At 39.7% G+C, this 19,093-nt stretch carries 20 protein-coding genes and 1 tRNA gene; 3 read left to right on the forward strand and 18 right to left on the reverse strand.

From position 1 onward, the window contains the following. Positions 1–73 precede the first annotated feature (73 nt). Positions 74–568, reverse strand: coding sequence for an Lrp/AsnC family transcriptional regulator (locus tag ACFOW1_RS15415; RefSeq protein WP_379015510.1), 495 nt, complete (start codon positions 566–568; stop codon positions 74–76). A 217-nt stretch (positions 569–785) separates the two neighbouring features. On the opposite strand from ACFOW1_RS15415, the gene ACFOW1_RS15420 reads away from it, so the two are divergent. Further along, the gene (locus ACFOW1_RS15420) at positions 786–2,243 is read left to right on the forward strand and encodes a CoA-acylating methylmalonate-semialdehyde dehydrogenase (protein ID WP_379015512.1); all 1,458 of its coding nucleotides are present in this window, start codon (positions 786–788) and stop codon (positions 2,241–2,243) included. 172 nt (positions 2,244–2,415) lie between these two features. Here the strand turns inward: ACFOW1_RS15420 and ACFOW1_RS15425 are convergent, their stop codons facing one another. The 4 genes from ACFOW1_RS15425 to ACFOW1_RS15440 all read right to left on the reverse strand — a co-directional run bounded on the left by ACFOW1_RS15425 (position 2,416) and on the right by ACFOW1_RS15440 (position 8,302). After that, on the reverse strand, positions 2,416–2,853 hold the full coding sequence (locus tag ACFOW1_RS15425) for a hypothetical protein (RefSeq protein ID WP_379015513.1): 438 nt from the start codon (positions 2,851–2,853) through the stop codon (positions 2,416–2,418). A 338-nt stretch (positions 2,854–3,191) separates the two neighbouring features. Continuing rightward, a complete protein-coding gene (gene infB / locus ACFOW1_RS15430) occupies positions 3,192–6,314 on the reverse strand; it encodes a translation initiation factor IF-2 (protein WP_379015514.1) in 3,123 nt (1,040 codons plus the stop codon). Between the two features lie 198 nt (positions 6,315–6,512). Further along, positions 6,513–7,772: a transcription termination factor NusA gene (nusA, locus tag ACFOW1_RS15435; protein WP_379015515.1), complete on the reverse strand. Its 1,260-nt coding sequence runs from the start codon at positions 7,770–7,772 to the stop codon at positions 6,513–6,515. 59 nt (positions 7,773–7,831) lie between these two features. Beyond that, on the reverse strand, positions 7,832–8,302 hold the full coding sequence (locus ACFOW1_RS15440; RefSeq protein WP_379015516.1) for a ribosome maturation factor: 471 nt from the start codon (positions 8,300–8,302) through the stop codon (positions 7,832–7,834). A 183-nt stretch (positions 8,303–8,485) separates the two neighbouring features. On the opposite strand from ACFOW1_RS15440, the gene ACFOW1_RS15445 reads away from it, so the two are divergent. Then, on the forward strand, positions 8,486–8,731 hold the full coding sequence (locus ACFOW1_RS15445; RefSeq protein WP_379015764.1) for a DUF4834 family protein: 246 nt from the start codon (positions 8,486–8,488) through the stop codon (positions 8,729–8,731). Between the two features lie 39 nt (positions 8,732–8,770). Here the strand turns inward: ACFOW1_RS15445 and ACFOW1_RS15450 are convergent, their stop codons facing one another. Continuing rightward, positions 8,771–9,385 (reverse strand): HAD family hydrolase, encoded by a 615-nt coding sequence (locus tag ACFOW1_RS15450; protein WP_379015517.1) that lies wholly within the window; start codon positions 9,383–9,385, stop codon positions 8,771–8,773. A gap of 124 nt (positions 9,386–9,509) precedes the next feature. On the opposite strand from ACFOW1_RS15450, the gene ACFOW1_RS15455 reads away from it, so the two are divergent. Continuing rightward, a tRNA-Ile gene (locus ACFOW1_RS15455) sits at positions 9,510–9,583 on the forward strand. Positions 9,584–9,797: 214 nt separating this feature from the next. Here ACFOW1_RS15455 and ACFOW1_RS15460 read toward each other — a convergent pair. The 12 genes from ACFOW1_RS15460 to ACFOW1_RS15515 form a co-directional block, all read right to left on the reverse strand. Next, positions 9,798–10,124 (reverse strand): helix-turn-helix domain-containing protein, encoded by a 327-nt coding sequence (locus ACFOW1_RS15460; RefSeq protein ID WP_379015518.1) that lies wholly within the window; start codon positions 10,122–10,124, stop codon positions 9,798–9,800. A gap of 30 nt (positions 10,125–10,154) precedes the next feature. After that, entirely contained in the window at positions 10,155–10,448 is a 294-nt protein-coding gene (locus ACFOW1_RS15465) for a hypothetical protein (protein WP_379015519.1), read from the reverse strand. 28 nt (positions 10,449–10,476) lie between these two features. Further along, positions 10,477–11,679: a hypothetical protein gene (locus tag ACFOW1_RS15470; RefSeq protein WP_379015521.1), complete on the reverse strand. Its 1,203-nt coding sequence runs from the start codon at positions 11,677–11,679 to the stop codon at positions 10,477–10,479. Further along, a complete protein-coding gene (gene traN, locus ACFOW1_RS15475) occupies positions 11,676–12,518 on the reverse strand; it encodes a conjugative transposon protein TraN (protein WP_379015523.1) in 843 nt (280 codons plus the stop codon). Before traN ends, ACFOW1_RS15470 begins: the two co-directional genes overlap by 4 nt. A 49-nt stretch (positions 12,519–12,567) precedes the next feature. After that, positions 12,568–13,887, reverse strand: a complete 1,320-nt coding sequence (gene traM / locus ACFOW1_RS15480) for a conjugative transposon protein TraM (protein ID WP_379015524.1) — start codon at positions 13,885–13,887, stop codon at positions 12,568–12,570. A gap of 11 nt (positions 13,888–13,898) precedes the next feature. After that, positions 13,899–14,642, reverse strand: a complete 744-nt coding sequence (locus ACFOW1_RS15485; RefSeq protein WP_379015525.1) for a DNA-methyltransferase — start codon at positions 14,640–14,642, stop codon at positions 13,899–13,901. 82 nt (positions 14,643–14,724) lie between these two features. Further along, positions 14,725–15,102 carry a hypothetical protein gene (locus ACFOW1_RS15490; RefSeq protein ID WP_379015526.1) on the reverse strand — a complete coding sequence of 126 codons (378 nt, stop codon included), beginning with the start codon at positions 15,100–15,102 and terminating at the stop codon, positions 14,725–14,727. A 126-nt stretch (positions 15,103–15,228) separates the two neighbouring features. Next, positions 15,229–15,846, reverse strand: a complete 618-nt coding sequence (gene traK, locus ACFOW1_RS15495; protein ID WP_379015527.1) for a conjugative transposon protein TraK — start codon at positions 15,844–15,846, stop codon at positions 15,229–15,231. Positions 15,847–15,885: 39 nt separating this feature from the next. Next, entirely contained in the window at positions 15,886–17,100 is a 1,215-nt protein-coding gene (gene traJ, locus ACFOW1_RS15500; RefSeq protein WP_379015529.1) for a conjugative transposon protein TraJ, read from the reverse strand. Between the two features lie 11 nt (positions 17,101–17,111). Then, positions 17,112–17,744 carry a tellurite resistance TerB family protein gene (locus ACFOW1_RS15505; RefSeq protein WP_379015530.1) on the reverse strand — a complete coding sequence of 211 codons (633 nt, stop codon included), beginning with the start codon at positions 17,742–17,744 and terminating at the stop codon, positions 17,112–17,114. A gap of 5 nt (positions 17,745–17,749) precedes the next feature. Then, a complete protein-coding gene (locus ACFOW1_RS15510; RefSeq protein ID WP_379015532.1) occupies positions 17,750–18,394 on the reverse strand; it encodes a hypothetical protein in 645 nt (214 codons plus the stop codon). A 21-nt stretch (positions 18,395–18,415) separates the two neighbouring features. Further along, a complete protein-coding gene (locus ACFOW1_RS15515; protein WP_379015534.1) occupies positions 18,416–19,093 on the reverse strand; it encodes a conjugal transfer protein TraI in 678 nt (225 codons plus the stop codon).

Raw genomic sequence — 19,093 nt, forward strand, 5'->3', positions numbered from 1 at the left:
AGTCAAGATATGAAATAATTCCTCATATTACAAAGACAAAAATTTGTTTGGCCCTAAATAATTTTTGTGTGTTTTAGTAAAGGTCTAGTAAGCTAAGTTCGGGTTGTGCGTATTTATAAACTTTAAAGTAGATGGTTGTTTTGGTTTGGAAAATACCCTCTATTTTAGATATTTCATTGATAACCTGTTCAAGATGATCATTGTCTCGGCACATGACATCTACGATTAAATCATAATCACCTGAAGTGCCTGCTAAAAAACTTACTTCAGGCATAGCGGCTATGGTTTGCGCAATCTGCTCTTTTAAAGTAGCAGGTCTTATGAATACAGCTATTTGTGCATAGCATTTAAAACCAATTTTTGCTGGATCTACTCTGCCGATGATATTAATTACTTTTTCGTCAAGTAATCTATTAAATCTTGTACGAATGGTGCCAATAGATACATTGAGCTTTTCAGCAATTACTGTAAACGATGTTCTACCGTCAGCCTGTAAATAATTTAAGATGGCAAAATCCATCTCGTCCAAATGCATGTCATGTTTAGATTTACTTTTATTTTTTTCCATAAGTAGGGTTTTATGAGGGTAAGTAAATGTACAAAAAACTATTACGCTCTATTTTAGATATTCTTAAATCATATACTAAAAAAACTCAATTACTTTATGAATTTTAAAATTTAAACACTAAATTGAAGTTTTTAAAAACCAATTGTTGTTAGTGTTTAATCAAACAACTATTAGCAATGTTTGTCATGCTGCATGAACTAAGACAATAAACTAACCAATGAAGTATCCTAAAATTAGAAATTATGTTGGCGGCAAATTTGTAGATGCCTCATCTACTAAAAGAATACCGCTGATATCGCCTGTTAATGGCGACTTATTATCAGAAATGACATGTTCAACAGATGGGGATTTGAATGCAGCAGTAGCTGCAGCAAAAGCCGCTTTTCCAGCATGGAGCCAAACACCTATCAAAGAACGTGTGCAAGTATTTTTCAAGTACAAAAACCTGCTTGAAAAACATCAGCTAGAATTGTCAGAATTGTGTAGCGAAGAGAATGGTAAAATCTATAGCGAATCTGTAGCTGAGATAGAAAAATGTATTGAATTAGTAGAATTTGCGACATCACTACCGCAATTGGTTACTGGCGAGGTATTGGAAGTAAGCCGAGGTGTAGAATGCAAAACAGAGAGAGTACCACTTGGTGTGGTAGCCTCTATTGTACCTTTTAATTTTCCTGCAATGATTCCGCATTGGACTATCCCTAATGCGATTGTTTTGGGTAATTGTATGATTATGAAGCCATCAGAAAAAGTACCCTTAAGCTGTGGTCGAATTGCAGCTTTATTAAAAGAAGCTGGCTTGCCCGACGGTGTATTTAATGTGGTGCATGGAGATACCGATATTGTGGAAGCTATTTGTAATCATCCTGATATAGCGGCTGTTTCTTTTGTAGGTTCCACCAAAGTGGCAAAGATTGTGTATCAAAGAGCCACCCAAAATCTTAAGCGTTGCCTTGCTCTAGGTGGCGCCAAAAATCACCTGATAGTATTACCAGATGCGATATCTAGTATGACGGCACAAAATGTGGTTGCCTCTATGAGTGGCTGTGCAGGTCAGCGTTGTATGGCTGCTTCGGCGATGATTGCCGTGGGAAATGTCGACCATATTATAGAGAAGATTTGTGAAGAGGCTAGAAAAATAGTTGCGGGTAAAAATTTAGGGGCTGTTATTAATAAAGCATCACAAGAGCGTATTGAAAAATACATAACTGAGGCAGTGGAACAAGGTGGTAAAATATTGGTAGATGGTCGGAATACGATAGTAGCAGGGAAAGAAGGTGGTACTTATGTAGGCCCTACGGTTATTGACTTTGTAACCCCCGATATGAACATAGCTAAAGAAGAGGTATTTGGGCCGGTTATTGGTATTATGCGTGCCAAAACACTTGATGAAGCCATATTGATTGAAAACGCAAATCCATATGGTAATGCTGCAAGTGTTTTTACGCAAAGTGGTAGTGCGGCGCGTTATATCATGGAGCACGCTAGTGCAGGTATGATAGGCGTAAATGTTGGCGTGCCTGTACCAAGAGAGCCATTTAGTTTTGGTGGTTGGAATGAGAGTAAGTTTGGTGTGGGAGATATTACGGGTAAAAGTTCCATTGAGTTTTGGACTAAATTAAAAAAGTCAACCATTAAATGGAATCCTGAAGCTACAGTGAATTGGATGTCATAATATATTTTGTTATTACACTAAAGAAGTTTTTTTGAAAATAGTTACTAACAAATTTTGGGAAATGATTTTTCTGCAACATATTAGTTGTTTCGTAAACGCTATTATAGAAATATAGTCTAAATAATTGCACAAGTTTGGTGATTAGTGCAATTATTTAGACTATAGCTAAGATTTACGATTGCAGTTTGTATTTTTCATATATCTCAAAGGCGATACCGTTGCTAGTTTTAAGCGTCCACCAATTTTTGTCATCTTGCATTTTGATATAATAGGTGGTAGTGCCTTCTGCATCAGATGTTTCAGTTACGCCAGTCACCTTTTTATCAGCATATCTTTTTTGAATGGCAAATAAGATATTGGTTGGCAACTCTTTCTCTGTGTAGTAGCGCATTGAACGAAGAAAATTACCTTCCTTGTCAAAACTTACTCTTGTTTGAATATTGTTCATTTTAAAATAAGCAGTTGGCGTTTCGTTTGTACCGCTCCATTCTACTTTCGCAATGTTTGGAAAAGCGGTACCAAAGGCTTTTAAAACCTTTTCGTTAGGCTCCGCAAATGAGGTTATTACTAAGGTCATCAAGATTGCCATCAAGGCTGTTACTTTTTTCATAATAAATAAGGTTTGTTGTTTTTAATTTGATGTTTAACGCACCAAAACTAAAAATGTAACAAGCCTTTACAGGTAGATATGGATTAATGGTTGTTAAATTTTTGCTAACCGTGTTACAACATTATTTTTTGGCTAGAAATAGATAAAAATGCTGCAAAAGACGGGATAAAAGCCTGGTATTATTTGCTTTTGGTTGGAATACAATTGGTTAACCTTTTGTTAAGCAGGAAGAATGGTTTAGGCTTCGGGCTTATCGTAATATTTATGACCGTTGTATCCAAAAAAAGGGCTGCTATATTAGCAACCCTTTTTAAAAACTATCTCTTAGTAAGTATTATTTATAAAGTACGTTTTACTTCTTCTTCTTCGTAAGCTACAATAGTATCATTTACGTTTAAGTCAGCAAAACCTTTTACTGTTAAACCACACTCATAACCATTGTTTACTTCTTTCATATCGTCTTTAAAACGTTTTAAGCTGCCCAATTCTGCGAATCCGCCTTCATGTCTTGGGTACACCAAAATACCATCTCTAAATACGCGAATTTTGTGGTCACGTTTAATTTTACCTTCTTGTACATAACAACCTGCAACGGTGGCTTTATCAAATTTGTACACTTCACGTATTTCTACAGTGGCCACTTCTTTTTCTTCCACTTTTGGTTCCAACATACCCTCCATGGCACTTCTAATTTCGTCAATAGCAGTGTAAATGATAGAGTATAATTTCACCTGAACACCTTCGTTTTCAGCTAATTTATTCGCTTGAGATGAAGGACGAACATTAAAGCCAACGATGATGGCATCAGAAGCAGCAGCTAATAAGATATCACTTTCTGAAATTTGACCTACTGCCTTATGTACAACTCGAATAGCAATTTCTTGATTAGATAGTTTTTGTAATGAGTCGCTTAATGCCTCTACTGAACCATCCACATCGCCTTTAATAATAATGTTTAATTCTTTAAAGTTACCAAGTGCTAAACGACGACCAATTTCATCCAATGTAATGTGTTTTCTAGCACGCAAGCCTTGTTCACGAGAAATCTGTGCACGTTTGGTAGCTACTTCCTTGGCTTCAGCCTCTTCTTGGTAAACCTTAAATTTCTCTCCTGCTTGTGGAGCGCCGTTTAAACCTAGTATCACCACTGGTGTAGATGGTGGTGCTTCTTGAATACGTTGGTTACGTTCGTTGAACATCGCTTTTACGCGACCATAATATTGACCAGAAACCATTAAATCGCCTTGGCGTAATGTACCGTTTTGTACTAATATGGTAGCCACATAACCACGACCTTTATCTAAGGATGCTTCAATGATAGAACCAGTTGCATCTTTTGCTGAATTGGCTTTAACATCTAATAATTCTGCTTCCAATAAAATCTTTTCTAATAACAAATCAACATTTAACCCTTGTTTAGCAGATAATTCTTGGCTTTGGTATTTACCACCCCAGCTCTCTACTAAAATATTCATACCAGCTAGTTGCTCGTATATTTTTTGAGGATTTGCACCGTCTCTATCAATTTTATTGACAGCAAAAATCATTGGTACGCCTGCAGCTTGCGAGTGACTGATGGCCTCTTTCGTTTGTGGCATCACCGCATCATCAGCAGCTACTACAATGACAGAAATATCAGTAACCTTAGCACCTCTAGCACGCATCGCTGTAAACGCTTCGTGACCAGGTGTATCTAAGAAAGTAATGGCTTTACCATTAGGTAATGTTACCTCATAGGCACCAATGTGTTGTGTAATACCACCTGCTTCACCAGCTACCACATTCGCATTACGAATATAATCTAGTAATGATGTTTTACCATGGTCAACGTGACCCATGATGGTTACAATTGGTGGACGACTTTCATTATCTTCAAGAGCATCTTCTTCATTAGTATCATCTTCATCTATATCATCTACACCTATAAATTCAACTTCAAAGTCAAACTCACTAGCTACTAGCTCAATTACTTCAGCATCTAGGCGTTGGTTAATACTTACCATAATACCTAAGCCCATACATTTACCAATAACATCGGCAAAACTAACATCCATTAAATTAGCTAACTCACTTACCGTTACAAACTCTGTCACTTGCAGTTTGTTATCGTCGCCGCCCATTTCGTTTTGCGCATCTGCTGCCTCCTCACGTTTAGCACGGCGATATTTAGCTTTCAGGCTCTTACCTCTACCACCACCACCACTTAATTTGGCTTGTGTTTCCTTAATCTTATCCTGAATTTCTTTTGCGTCTATCTCTTTATCGTCTCTACGAGTTATGGGACGATTATTACCACTAGGGCGGTTATTATTATTGTCACGATTGAAACCACCACCTGGTCTGTTATTTCCACCGCCTTGTTGTGGACCTCGGTTGAAACCACCTTGGTTGTTACGATTGTTGGCTGGTACAATTGGTCTGCTACTACCAGTGCCAGGCGCTTGTGGAGGAGGTGCTTGGCCTTGACCACCACCTCTATTATCTCTATTAAAACCGCCACCTTGTTGAGGACCACGGTTTTGAAAATTACCACCACCTTGTTGGCTGTTATAAGGCTGTGCACCACCTACGCGTCTGTTATCTACAGGTATACGTTTGCGTATTTTGCGTTCTTCAGCACTTAAAGGTTTAGGTCTTGTGTCACTATCTACTGGCAACTCGATTTTACCTAAAATCTTCGGCCCTGTTAATTTTTCAACTTCGATATTTTCAATTAACGGGGCTGCATCTTCAGCGGGTGTAGTAGGCAGAACAGTCTCCTGTATTGGTATTTTTGGTATTGGTGAAGGTTCTGCTATCGGTTTTGGGATATCAACTAGCTGTGCGACTACTGGTTCAGCTTTTTCAACTATAGGTGTTACTATTACTGGCTCCTCTTTCTTTTTGATGCCTTTTTTAGGTCTTGTAGAATTATCAATCGCAGAAAGATCTACTGTACCAAGAATTTTTGGTCCTTCAAGTTCAGGGGCTCCTATGCGTACGATATCGTTTGTATCTTCTACTTCTATAGGTTTCGTCTCTACAATTACTGGCGGCGGGGGTGCTACCTCTACTTTTGGCGCCTCCACTACTATTGGTGCAGGTGGCGGTGCTATTTCTACTACTGGTGGCGGTGGCGCAGGTGCTACAATTGGTGCAACTACTGGCTCTTCTTTAGGTGCAGCCACCACAGGAGCTGGTTTTACAACGTCTTTTCTAAAAGAGATTTCTTCCTCATCTCTTCTTTTGCGCTCACTTTGCTGACCTTTTGGTATTTCTACCTGATCTGCTTTGTTTTTTGCCTGCTTATCGCTTTGAAACTCAGCTTGTAAGGCACGGTACATGTCTTCGGTAAGCTTCGTTGTTGCAGTAAGGCCATCCTTGTTAAAGCCACGTTTCGCCAAAGCATCTACAAGGGTATCTTGACCCACGTTAAATTCTTTAGCTGCGGCTAATAACCTTGGTAATTTCAGTTCTGACATTCAGTGTTTTTAATTTGTCTTAAGTTTTAAGATATGTTCTCTTAAAAACCATTTTATATTTCTGTGAGACTAACATTTGCACTATTATGTTGCTTTTGTTTCGCCGCACCCTTGTACGTTCTTTTTTTACGCCCCTACTTATATAAGCCTTTCATTTACGTTTCCTGTCACTACAAACCCACCAAATTCGCCCACAAATTATGAGGCTTCTTCTTCTCTTTCAAATTCTTCTCTTACAATACGTAATACGTCGTTAATTGTTTCTATTTCTAGATCTGTTCTACGTTCAAGTTCTTCAGCCGTTAAGCCTAATACGCTCTTAGCAGTATCACAACCTACACGCTTAAACTCGTCAATAATCCACATTTCAATCTCATCGCTAAATTCATCTAAGTCAATATCAAATTCGTTGCTCACTTCCTCATCTTTTCTAAACACGTCAATTTCATAGCCCGTTAATTCGCAAGCTAGTTTAATATTCACCCCACGACGACCAATGGCAAGTGATACTTGGTCTTGTTCTAAATAGGCATCCACTTGTTTTTTATCCTCATCAATTTTCATATAGCTAATTTTTGCCGGCGTTAAGGAACGCTGAATTAGCAATTGATTATTGGTGGTATAGTTGATAATATCAATATTTTCATTTTTCAATTCACGCACAATACCATGAATACGGCTACCCTTCATGCCTACGCATGCGCCCACTGGGTCTATTCGATCATCATAGCTTTCTACAGCTACTTTTGCTCTTTCACCTGGGTCGCGTACTATTTTCTTAATAGAAATTAAGCCATCCATAATTTCTGGTACTTCTATTTCTAATAATTTAGCTAAAAATAAAGGGCTAGTTCTTGATAAAATGATAACAGGATTATTGTTTTTCAGGTCTACACGCTCAATTACAGCGCGTGCATTTTCACCTTTTTTAAAGTAATCTTGTGGTATTTGCTCAGATTTAGGTAAAATCAATTCATTACCTTCTTCATCTAGTAACAGCACTTCTTTTTTCCAAACTTGGTACACTTCTGCAGAGATAATTTCGCCTATTCTATCGTTATATTTTTTAATTAATTCAGTTTTCTTCAAATCACCAATGCGGCTTGCCAAAGTTTGTTTTGCAGCTAAAATAGCTCTACGGCCGAAGTCTAGCATATCCATTTCTTCGTACAATTCTTCGCCCACCTCAAAGTCGGGTTCAATTTTAATCGCTTGTGTATAAGCTACTTCAGCCAAAGGATCTATTACTTCACCGTCTTCTACAATCATTCTTCTACGAATAATTTCAAGGTCACCTTTTTCTGAGTTTACAATAACGTCAAAATTATCGTCGCTACCATATTTTTTACGCAATAAGGTTTTAAAAACATCTTCTACCACCTTCATTAACGTAGGTCTGTCAAGGTTTTCTGCTTCCTTAAAATCCTGAAAGGCATCTACTAAATTGATACTTGCCATACTGTTATATTTACAATGTGCGATGCATGATTGACGGCTATAATGCCGTATTATCGCTATTAAAATTTAATTTGTACCGTTGTTGATTTAATATTTACAAATGGTATTACCAATTGTGCTACCACTAACTTTTTACCTTTCCCCTCGCTTGTTTCTATTGTAATACTGTCTTCTGCAACTTCTTGTAATACACCTTCTTTTACGGAAGTGTCTGTTAAGACGACCTCCACATTTCTACCAATATTTTTTTGGTATTGGCGGTGCATTTTCAAAGGCTCTGTTATACCGGGGCTAGACACTTCTAAGCTAAAATCGCCTTCAGGATACATGCCTGCTTCTTCTATAAATTTATATAATTGTCTGTTTATTTTTACGCATCTATCTATCGGTAAACCCGTATCTGCATCTAAAAAAACTTTAATATTGTTAGTAGGTTTTATTTTCAGTGATACTAAAAATATTTCAGGGTCATTAGCAATTACGCTATTGATAAATGACTCTAATACCTGTATTTGCTCTGCTGCTGCCATAATTAAAAAGAAGAAGGGAACGACCTCGTTCCCTTCTGTTATTCGTTCTTTCGGTGCAAATGTAGTGTGTTAGTGCAATAAGTGCCAAATTATACTGCAAATATTTAAAGATAATCTACTGATTGGTATATAATAACGTGAAGCATTTGTGAAAATAGCGAGCGAAATCTATTAGCATGCTACATTTGCATTATTATGATAAAGTTAATTTTTTGGTGCTTTTTAGTATATTTTTTGTATCGTTTCATATTCGATTTAGTAATACCTATAAGCCGTACAGTTTCTAAAATGAAAGAAACGGTACAGAATATGCAAGATCAGCAAAGGTCTCAGCAACATACTGCGACCCAACAGCCTACAGCCGAGGCAACCAAAAAACCTACCACTACTACAAATGATGAGTATATAGATTTTGAGGAGGTAAAATAAATAGATATCTATGCATTTAGTTTTAAGCTATCCTTACAACTACAATTCTAAATCCAACACCGTTTTCGGTGCTACTAAGTGAATGGTTTTTATGCCCAATGCGTCTGCTGCTTCTATATTTTTGATAGTATCGTCAATAAACAATGTTTCTTCTGCTCTTAAATTTTGCTCTTTTAAAATAGCTAAAAACGATGCTGCATAAGGCTTGCGCAATCCTAAATACTGCGAATAATAAGCTTTTGTAAAATGGCTGTTAAAATCTGTCCTGCCTGTATTCGATTTATAAATAGCCATAAAAGCATCGTAATGAATTTGATTTGTATTTGAAAATAAAAAAATATTATATTTACTTTTAATTGCCTTCAACCATTCTATGCGGTCTAAAGGAAAATTACCAAGCATAGCATTCCAGGCATCTTTTATTTCCGCATTGGTAAAGTTTACTTTGCCATCCTTCCTAAAACGTTCGTAAAATTCTGGCTCGGATATTTTGCCTGTTTCTAATTCCTCGAACAAACGATTAGCATGGTGTTGTGTAAATAAGGCATCAAAATCTTCAATACCTAAATTGGTAAAGGCATCTTTCGTTTTTTGGTAATCAATTTCAAGAAAAATGCCGCCTAAATCGAATATGATATTTTTAATTTGTTGCATTCTACAAAAATAATAGCCAAAACTTAAAAATAGAATTGGATAATGTTTTCAAATCTTTATTTTTGCCGCCTCAAAACAAAAAATAGTTCTCAAAATATTGTGTTGAGCCAACCACTCAACATTAGGGCCTATAGCTCAGTTGGTTAGAGCACCTGACTCATAATCAGGGGGTCCCTGGATCATGCCCAGGTGGGCCCACGTTGAAAATCAAGCAGTTACGAACATATAGTTTGTAGCTGCTTTTTTATTTTTCCGGAATTTGCACAAAATTTGCACAAACCTCATTTTAACCGACAAATACTGGATGCAACATTGTTGTAAAGAGCTACTTCAAAGGTACTAAATTTTTTGCCATAAAAAAAGAGGTTGCCAATAATTTTAGCAACCTCTTTAACGCCCACAACCCCTACTATTATTGCTGCCGCTGCAATAATTCCTGAATATCGTTCAGCAAGAAATACACCCTTGAACTTACTTTTAACGGTTTCAGTTTTCCTTTCTTAATCCAGTCATAAAGTGTCGGTTTGGAAATATGGAATAGGCTACAAACTTCTTTGGAACGGTACAATGGCTTGTAGGTAAACTCGGAAGGCAATGCAGCAGTTGCATCTTTCTTTTCTTTCTCCATGATGCCCATTTCTTCACGGATGACCTGCCTAATCTGTTCCAAAAAAATGTCAGGCTCATACGGGAACAACATGGGGGCAGCGGTCTTTCCATTTTTATCTTCCCATCCCATAACGACACTTTTTTACTTTTTTGCTAATAATTATAATTCAGCTACCAATAAATAAACCTTGCTACCTTGGTTCTTTTTGAAGGAAGGCACATACTTGATATAACCATAATCGCTCAAGTCTTTCACACATTTGTGGTAAGTCGTAGCTGCTGAGATTTTTGCAATAAGCATAATCTCATGGCTAAACGCATTGACCGGGTTCTGGTACTGATGCTCTTTCCAATATTGCAATAGGGCAGCATATATACCAATATGGGTAATGCTAATGCGAGGGTCACTCGCAATAGCATTAAAAAAGTCCGATAGTGGTTGTAACTGTTCCATTAAAGATGATTAATCCTGTTTATTTCCTTTAGCTGATGGTTTGCTTGTTTTTTCTTTTGTTCGAAGCCTTTGGTGCAGCATCGCTATCATCCGAACCACTTTGTTTCTCTTTGGCATTTTGCTTTGATGATTGCCTTTCACCATTTCCCTGTTTTTCATCTTGCCCTTGTTTATTGCCGATGCGTTGCATATTGCTGTCATAGATATTGATGGTCTTGAACTGAGGGTTGGCTTCAATGAACTGCTTTTGCTCGCTACCGTTCTGCATAAACGTTACGGATTGGCGGTTGCCTTTTTGCAGTGATTCTATCAGCCTTGTTTTATCCTGCTCGGTGTCCAGTTCCTTAATGGGATGTTTATTAAGTGCTGCATTGATGTCGTACCCGTAGTTCTCATGGAACTGTTTGAACTTGTAGTTCGCATTTGCATCTGTCTGTTTAAAATCAAGCTGCACCCAAGCATTATAAACCTGGTCTTCCTTGTTCGTGAGGTCTTTGTTCACCGCACGACCGTTCATAAGGTTGTAGGCTTCTTTCAATGTAATGTTACTGCCCTTGTTGATATAGAAGGTCTGCGACATATCTTCCTTAGATTGTTCGGGCTTCAATGAAACATCGTAACGGTTAAAGAAATACATATCCGTCTCTGCCGATTTTTTAAAGTGCAAGACAGCCGATACATCATCGTTGCCAAATTTTGCTTTATGGGCAATCTGAAAATCTGGTGACTGTTTTTCGATTTTTGTCTTTAGCTCATTTTCAAGACCTTCACCAAAGCCTGTGTACTTTACCTGATCTTTCAGGAAGTCAAAATTTTTCTGGTTCATGATTTTTTGATTTGATAATGATAAAATATTTGTTTGTTGCTGTTCTTCGATATGGTCAATCAATGCATCCGTGAATGCATTCCCTTCCCTGTTGAAGAGTGGATTAGCATCAGCATCCTTTTGGGTCAATTGGTGCTGTTCCGTTTCTGCTGCCAGTGCTTTGCCATAGGGCACTTGTTTTAGGACATCTTCTATGCCATTGAAATGCAATACCTGAAAACTGTCGCTGTCACTGATGTTGTTCTTTGCAAACCCATAAGCATCGCTTCGCTGTTTGAAAAAATACACATCCGTTTTGTCTATAAAGTACAGTGAACGGTTGTACGCCATCCAATGTTCGTCCTTCGATAGTGCAATGTTCACGAGGTCAAGCACTTCATCTGCTATTGCATGGCCACCTGTCATATAATTGGTTTTGCCTTCATGATATGCCTGTTCTTGAGTTTCAGTTGCAGGTCTCTACCACCGCCCTTTTCGATGATATGTACATCAAGGTATTTGTTATCGGGTAAGGTGAGTTTTGGAACGACAACAACAAAATACTGCTGGTGCTTTCCGGGTACAGTTTCTGTTTCGCCATAATAATACAGTGGCTGTAGTTCTGTTTCCTGCGAGGCGGTACGTTTTGCTTTTTGCTTGTCCTTTACTGCAAACCTTATGGCATCCATATCATAACTAACATTGGATTTGTTGTTGATAAAGAACTTGAAATAGAAAACGTCATTGGATATGTAAAGGCTAACCAATTTTAGCTTCATGTCATCATGTTTGTCTTTTCGGTGCAGGAATGTTTTCTTTTTTTCAATGACTTTTTTCGAGAGGTCATCCAGTTCCTTGGTATGGTCTTTCTGTTCGCTGAATTCTATTTTCGTAGTGCCCTGTTTCTCGAAAACAATAGTCAGTTGCGTGGGCATATTACTGTAGCCAACTGTGAATGAATAGAGGTTGCCATCGGTAGTGATGACTGTGAGGTTGGTCTCGGTAAAGCTGTCAATGGCTGCCTTTACCTGAAGGATATTTTCAACGCCCTTTGCTTTTTGTACAAGGATGTCCTTGCTGCCCCTGTCCACGCTTTTGATGGCATAGGGAAAAACAAGATTGGTTGTTTTGTAATAGGTGACCGCTATTGTGTAAGGTGCAATTACCGAATCTTTTGTTATAGGCATTTCTGTTTGTGCGGATGCCTGAATGTTCATTAGTAAAATGATGATCCCTGTTATCATTACTGCACATATCTTTTTCATACTTGGGAATTTTTAAAATGATTGATTTTTATTTGAGATTGTTTTTGGTTTAAGTTTTCTGCTTTTGCTTTTCATCTTGCAGCAATACTTTGTAACCTGCTTTTACGGATACTTTGATAAGTTTTACTTTTTTGCTGAACAGCGTTTTGGCGGCTTCTATACCTGCACTGGCTGCCTGTGCACCTATGGATGGATCCAAAGAAGTGTAGCCGATGCCCTGCAATGAACGGTCGGCAGACTCCTTGGCCACATCACGGGAAATGGCACCGGGTATATAAATGCCATCCATACCGTCAAGGTCATATACCTGAAGCTGAACCGGGAAAAGGGAACTGCCGTAACGGATACTGCTGACCTTGATGCCAAGCCTTTCTCCATTCAATTGTGCCGTGCCGTAAACAAAATTGTTCTTGGGTATCAGTACACCATTAATGTAGATGTCGTTGACTAACCGCAGCTTGACAGTGGAGCCGTTTACCAAGGCCTGTGTTTCATGGATGACTGCTTCAATTGCATTTTGGTTATTGCTTGCATCCATCATATTATCCAATGAATAGAAGCCGTTCTGCCTTATACCACCATGATTGTTCGTGTCTGATAATGGTTGGTTAACGGTCTGATTGTCCAATAGGGAAACAGCATCGTTATATGGGTTTACCACAACAGGAAAGACTTGGCCTTTATTGGATTCAGAGTTTTGTTTGATGCGTTCCTGTACACGGTCAGGGTACTGGATGTCCAGTATCTTTTCAAGCATACCACCCAGTTGCTGCATTTCAGGGTCTGTACCATCCTTCTGGTTCATGGCAACCATCATTTGTTCCAACCTGTCAATATCGCTGCTGTTCACGTTGTTATTGTTTGTACGATAAGGGACTCCAATGCTGCTCTCGGTACTTGTTGACTGGCTGGTCGATTTATTGAGGGCATTATTCAATTCTGCCAATTTACGGTACACTTTAGCTTCGTTAGGGTCTGTCTTGCCAATACCAGTGTTGATGTGGCTGTTCCTTTTTGTTATACCATAATTGCCCCTGAATATCGAAGTATCCAATTCATCCAAAACCATACTCGTATCAAACTTTGTACGATAGTTAGGGTCGTTTTTCAATAGCTGCTGTAGCTTGAGCGAATCCGATGCGGCTTTCTCATAATAGCTGAGTTTGTCCAATGGTTTGTCATCCTTTAGGTTGGCACCTGGCAATTGCATGTTGAACCCTTTTTTAATATCCTGTGCCGAGGCGTTATCTGTTTTTCCACCACCCAATGACCAGAACATAAGAGTCATAAAGGGCAGTACCAAAAGCGGCAGTACCAAAAAGAATTTACGCTGCCGCAGGAATTTTTGTGAATGTGTTTTCTGTTCCATGATTTTATTTTTTATTGTTTAAAATTTAGTTGCAAAGCATTGGCTGCATGGTTACATGCGGATGCTTCTTTTAACCGTTCGTTGCAGATGCTGATATAATCCACTGGCTCATTGAACTGTGATGCGTACTCGTTTTTCTCTATCCCTATAAAACGCCTTTTTTCAAGTACAGCAGCAACAAGGAAACTACCACTGCCACAAGCATTGTCAAGTATAATATCCCCTTCATTTGAGTAGGTTCTGATGAGGTAACGCCCCAACGACACAGGTTTCTGATTTGGGTGAGAAACCCTGCCTTCAGAAACTGCTGTGTTGCTGTATAGATGGTCTTCTTCATGGCATACCACATCATTTGGATACCTCAAACCATTACTTCTGCTTGTGGTGGAAGCATGGGTGCCATAACTATTGTTGGGCTTGCTATGCCGTGTTGCTGTGTAGGCTTTCCCATTGGACATTTGGGGGTTATAAACCGGCTGTTTCCTGTAGAAAATGCAGATGTCCTCATGCCGCCTCAATGGTTGCTTTTTTGCGTTCAAGTAATTAGTGGCGACCGATTTTATCCATACAATTTTGTACTTGAAGATGTGCGGGTTGCTCATGATTAAACTGGCAGTAAAAAGCCCTTGCGAGGTCAATGCAAACACACCGTTGTCCACTGTTACCCTTTCGTATTCTTGCCATAATCTCTCTAGGTCTATTGGCTTGTCCCACGGGTTTGCAGTAGTGCCATAGGGCAGGTCGGCAAGTACCATACGGATACTCTTGCTTGGGATGTCCTTCAATATTTCAAGGCAGTCCCCCTCAATTACCCTGTTCACATAATCCTTCATTGCCCTACTGTTTTCTTGATTGTAACTGATAGATTTTTTCAACGAGTGCAACACTGTCCATCAACCCCGGACGTTGTGCTATAATATCTTGATAAATCAATTTACCAGAAGGGCTTCTCGCAAGGCTGTCCATATAGTCCCTAAAACTTTTTATTCGTTGGTATTCATGCTTGGTGATACTTACTGAGGACTTTGTGTTTTCATCGCCCGATTTTCCTGAAGACAAAGCGGTTTTGATTCGTGTTACAGGGATGGCTGTTGAAGGCTTGCTTATCAGGTTACTGGTAAATAGGTAGATGCTGAGGCTACCTGTAACAAGGCAGAACAATACCAACATGACCATCTTGCCATTGCCCGATAAACGTTCCGTTTGTCGTTGCATAAAGTTTGCCCAACGTTGTTGCCAATGGATGCACCATGCAACAATATTCTTTGCTATCCTATCCTGGGCCACATTGTCCCCGACAGGTTCTTGTTTCTTTTTATTTCTGAAGATGGAAAACATGACTTATCGGTTTTCGGTTTTTAAATCTTTGTTGTCAATGGTCGTCCAGCGTTCAATCAGGAAACCGTGGGGGTTATTGTCAGAACGGCCAACATTGCGTAAGTACCCTTCTGTAATAAGGCTGCGTGTAACCGTGCTGGTGGTACGGATGATATGTTGGGTAGCATAGCAGCGGAAATAGAAAGGGTATGAATCAATGTTCAGACTGGTGCTGTCCACTTTGATTTCTTGGCTGATATTGCCAGCTATTACATTGGCATAGTAACCTTGTTCTTTAAGGTTATCATATTCACGTTTTGCCGAGCCATCTGCGAGATATAGTGCCTTGGTAATATTTGCCTGTATCACTTTTTCATCGGGGTCAAGCGTGAAGAAATACTGGTGGAAGTTTTTGATATGGTCTTTTGCCTCTACAGGGATATTATCCTTACGGTCAGATGCGTAAGCTTCCAATGCTTTGCCGTTGGCCAGTATATAAACCTTGCTTTGCATCTCATATACCAGCCTAAAACTCTTGAATATTGCAAAGCAACTGATGATTGCACATGCGATTACCACAACAAGCGTGAATATGCGTATATGCCTGAATGAGGTATCTATATTTTGCATTTTTTTGAACATGGGTTATGTTTTTGTATTGTTAGTAGATAATTGAAGGGTTCAAGATTTGCCCGATAGCTTGTCCTGCATGTACCCAGATTTTCCTGAAGGATTCCCTTCATTGAAATACCCAGAATTTGCACCGTAGCTGCCCATGCTACTGCTCATCCTTCCTGCTGAACTGCCCATTGCATCCACGGCCATGCCAGCACCGGAAGACATGGTATTGATAGCACCCATTGAAGTATTGCTGAAAAGGCTGGTCACTTTCTGTACCATGGCACTGCCCCCACCTGCATTGACAATGTAGTTGGCGACTGATGGCACTGTGAAATACCCAACGATACCAATAATCATGAAGACGAGATAGGCGACATCCGTTGAACTGAAAAAAGTATCACCAGAAGACTGTACCTGACCAATATCGAGTTGCAGCATCTTCTCCTGTATTTTACCAATAATGGAACCGAAAATATTGGCAACGGGCAACCAGAGGAAGTAATTGATATAACGTGCCATCCATACCGTTAACGTGTGCTGGAAACCATCGAACACAGCTATCCCGAATACCAATGGCCCCAATATGGCAAGCACAATCAAATTGAATGTCCGCAGTGTATTGATGCAGAGAGCTGCTGCTTCGTACAATACCCTCAATACTTCACTCATCCATTCCTTTACGGAATTACGGAAGTTGTAAGAGGCTTTTGACATGGCGAACTTGATGTCGTTGCCCACACTTTCAAACATGCCCTCATTGCTTCCAGTAGGGTCATCGGGGTGGGTGTACTTGTACCATTTATCCCTATCACCACTACCGGATTCGCCCACATACATCTGCCATGTATCTGTCTTCTTGATAGCTGCTTCTTTTTGTTTGAGCAGTTCTGTAATGGCCTTATCGGAATCCTTGACCATTTCAGCAGTGGCCGTTACGGTTGGTTTCATGATGCCATTGATTAGCCCCAGTACCGATGGAAATATCATTACCGCAAAGCCTATCACGAAGGGACGGAACAATGGGTAGAAGTCTATTGGTTCGGCGTTCGCAATATGCCGCCATACACGGGAAGCAATGTACCATGTGGCCGCAAAACCTGCAATGCCCTGACCCACACCAATCAACCTGCTGCACAAAGGCATCATCTCGTCATACAACTGGTCGAGTACACCATGCAGGCTATTCATTTCATTTGCCAAACCCTGTGCCCACAGGAACTGGGGCAGTGCCATCATCACTACTGCAATACATGCAGCTCTTTTCCACTTTTCCATTTTGATTGGTTTTAATTGTTTATGCCATAGATTTTTTTCATGGTAACGGCATCGTTCCTTTCCCTTGCCCGCTGCACGGCCAGTACCGTTGTGTTGTTATTGAAGTGCCGCAGGAACAGCAACTTGTCCTGCATGTTGCCATGTATCCTGTCCACCGCTTCTAGCCGTTCATCATCCGACATCCGCAACTTGCTATCGGTCATTACCATCGTCAGTTCATCAAGATCATCCAAGCTTTTATTGAATAGGTTGCTGTACACCTTGCCCAGATAATCTATTTCCTTTGGGTCGAAATTGCCGTCCTGCTTGTAGCGGTTGAAGGCAGTCTTGTATTCCTTTACCAACAATATCTGGTTGTTGATAATATCCGCCACCCGTTTGTATTTCCTGACCGTTGGGCTGACCAGCATCAGCCCATCCAAAAATGTTTTGTGCAGGCTGAAATTACCTTGGGACAAATCCTTGATAGTGGAATACCCCGAACTGATTATCTGGTAGCCCTTTTTCATATCCGTAAGTATCTGTTTGAACTGTGCCAATTTTTCAACGTTCAATAGCAACTGCTGCACTTCTTGGCTCTGTGCTGAAATCTTGGTTACTAATCCCATTGTTATGAATGCAGCGAGGATGATTATTTTTTTCATGGTGGTTATTTTTTGATGCCGTTGATACCACGGCTGGTTTCTATATCATTTTGTTCACGGGTACGGGAAACAGCCAGCATTTTTGCTTCATTGGAAAAAGCCTGTACAAACGTGTACTTGCCCTGCATATCAGCATATAGGTCATCGATACGCTTCAGGCGTTCATCATCTTTCATCTCCAGTTTGTTGCTGGTAACAACATCAATTAGCTCATCAATCGTCTTGTTACAATCATCCATCAACCTGGCAAATACACCATTCAGGTAAGTGGTTTCGTTACTGGTGAAAGCCCCGCTTTGTTGTATCTGCCCCGAAGCATTTTTATAGACTTTTACAATCCTTACCTGCAACGCAATGATGGCTGCAACTTTTGCGTAGCCCTTGATGGACGGGTTAACCGTTTTTAATGAGTTGTAGTAATTGGTATGTAGGTTGAATTCGCCATGCTTGATATTGCTGATGGTATTCAGCCCCTGCTTTGCAATGGAATACCCTTTTTGAGCGTAACCGATATATACCTGCAATGCGGCTATCTGCTGCAACAGGTATTTCTTCTGTGTCGATCCCTGATTAAAGAAACCGCCTAATATTTGTGCCTTTGCACCCATTGAAAGGGTGTTTAGTAATATGATAACGAACAGTTTTTTCATGATTGCGTATTTTATGGATGATTATTGGATGCCGTAGAGTTTTTTGGTAATGTCCACATCGTTCTGTGCCTTCGCCCTTTGCAGGCTGAGTAGGATGCCCTGCTGGTTGAATGCTTTGAGGTCATTGTAATTAACATCCACACGGTCAGACGCTTCGTTGATGAGTTCTAATCTTTTGGCATCGCTCATCTGTGTCTGGAAAGAATTGATGACAAGAAATACCTGATCCATATTCTTGATACTTTCATCAAGGATGCCCGAATACACATCGCCCATGTAGGAAATTTCATCGGGTGTAAAATGCTTGTCCTGTTGGAAAAGCCCCCATGCTCGTTTGTATTCATTGACCAGATGCACCTGCTTTTCGGTGATGTCCTTTATACGTTTGTAATAGGCAATAACAGCTTTCACTTTCCTCAATTCATCATAGTAGCCCTTATACAACTCCTTCTGTTTGTCCACCCAATCGGTTATCTCATCCAACTTTAGTTTGGACATGGTGTTCTCCAAAGTCTTCTGTGCGTTCTGCAACCAGATGACTTTGTTCTGTTGTTTTTGGATTTGTAGGTCGATGGCCTTGATGACCTTTTTGATAGCATTCTTGATAATGTCAACAATTGGTATCTGTGCTTTCACTTGTTGGACGGGTGCCATTGTTGCCAGTCCCGTAATTGCCAGTATGAGCAATAATTTTTTCAT

The organism is Parasediminibacterium paludis (assembly GCF_042651445.1).
In the GTDB taxonomy this organism is placed as follows: Bacteria; Bacteroidota; Bacteroidia; order Chitinophagales; family Chitinophagaceae; genus Parasediminibacterium; species Parasediminibacterium paludis.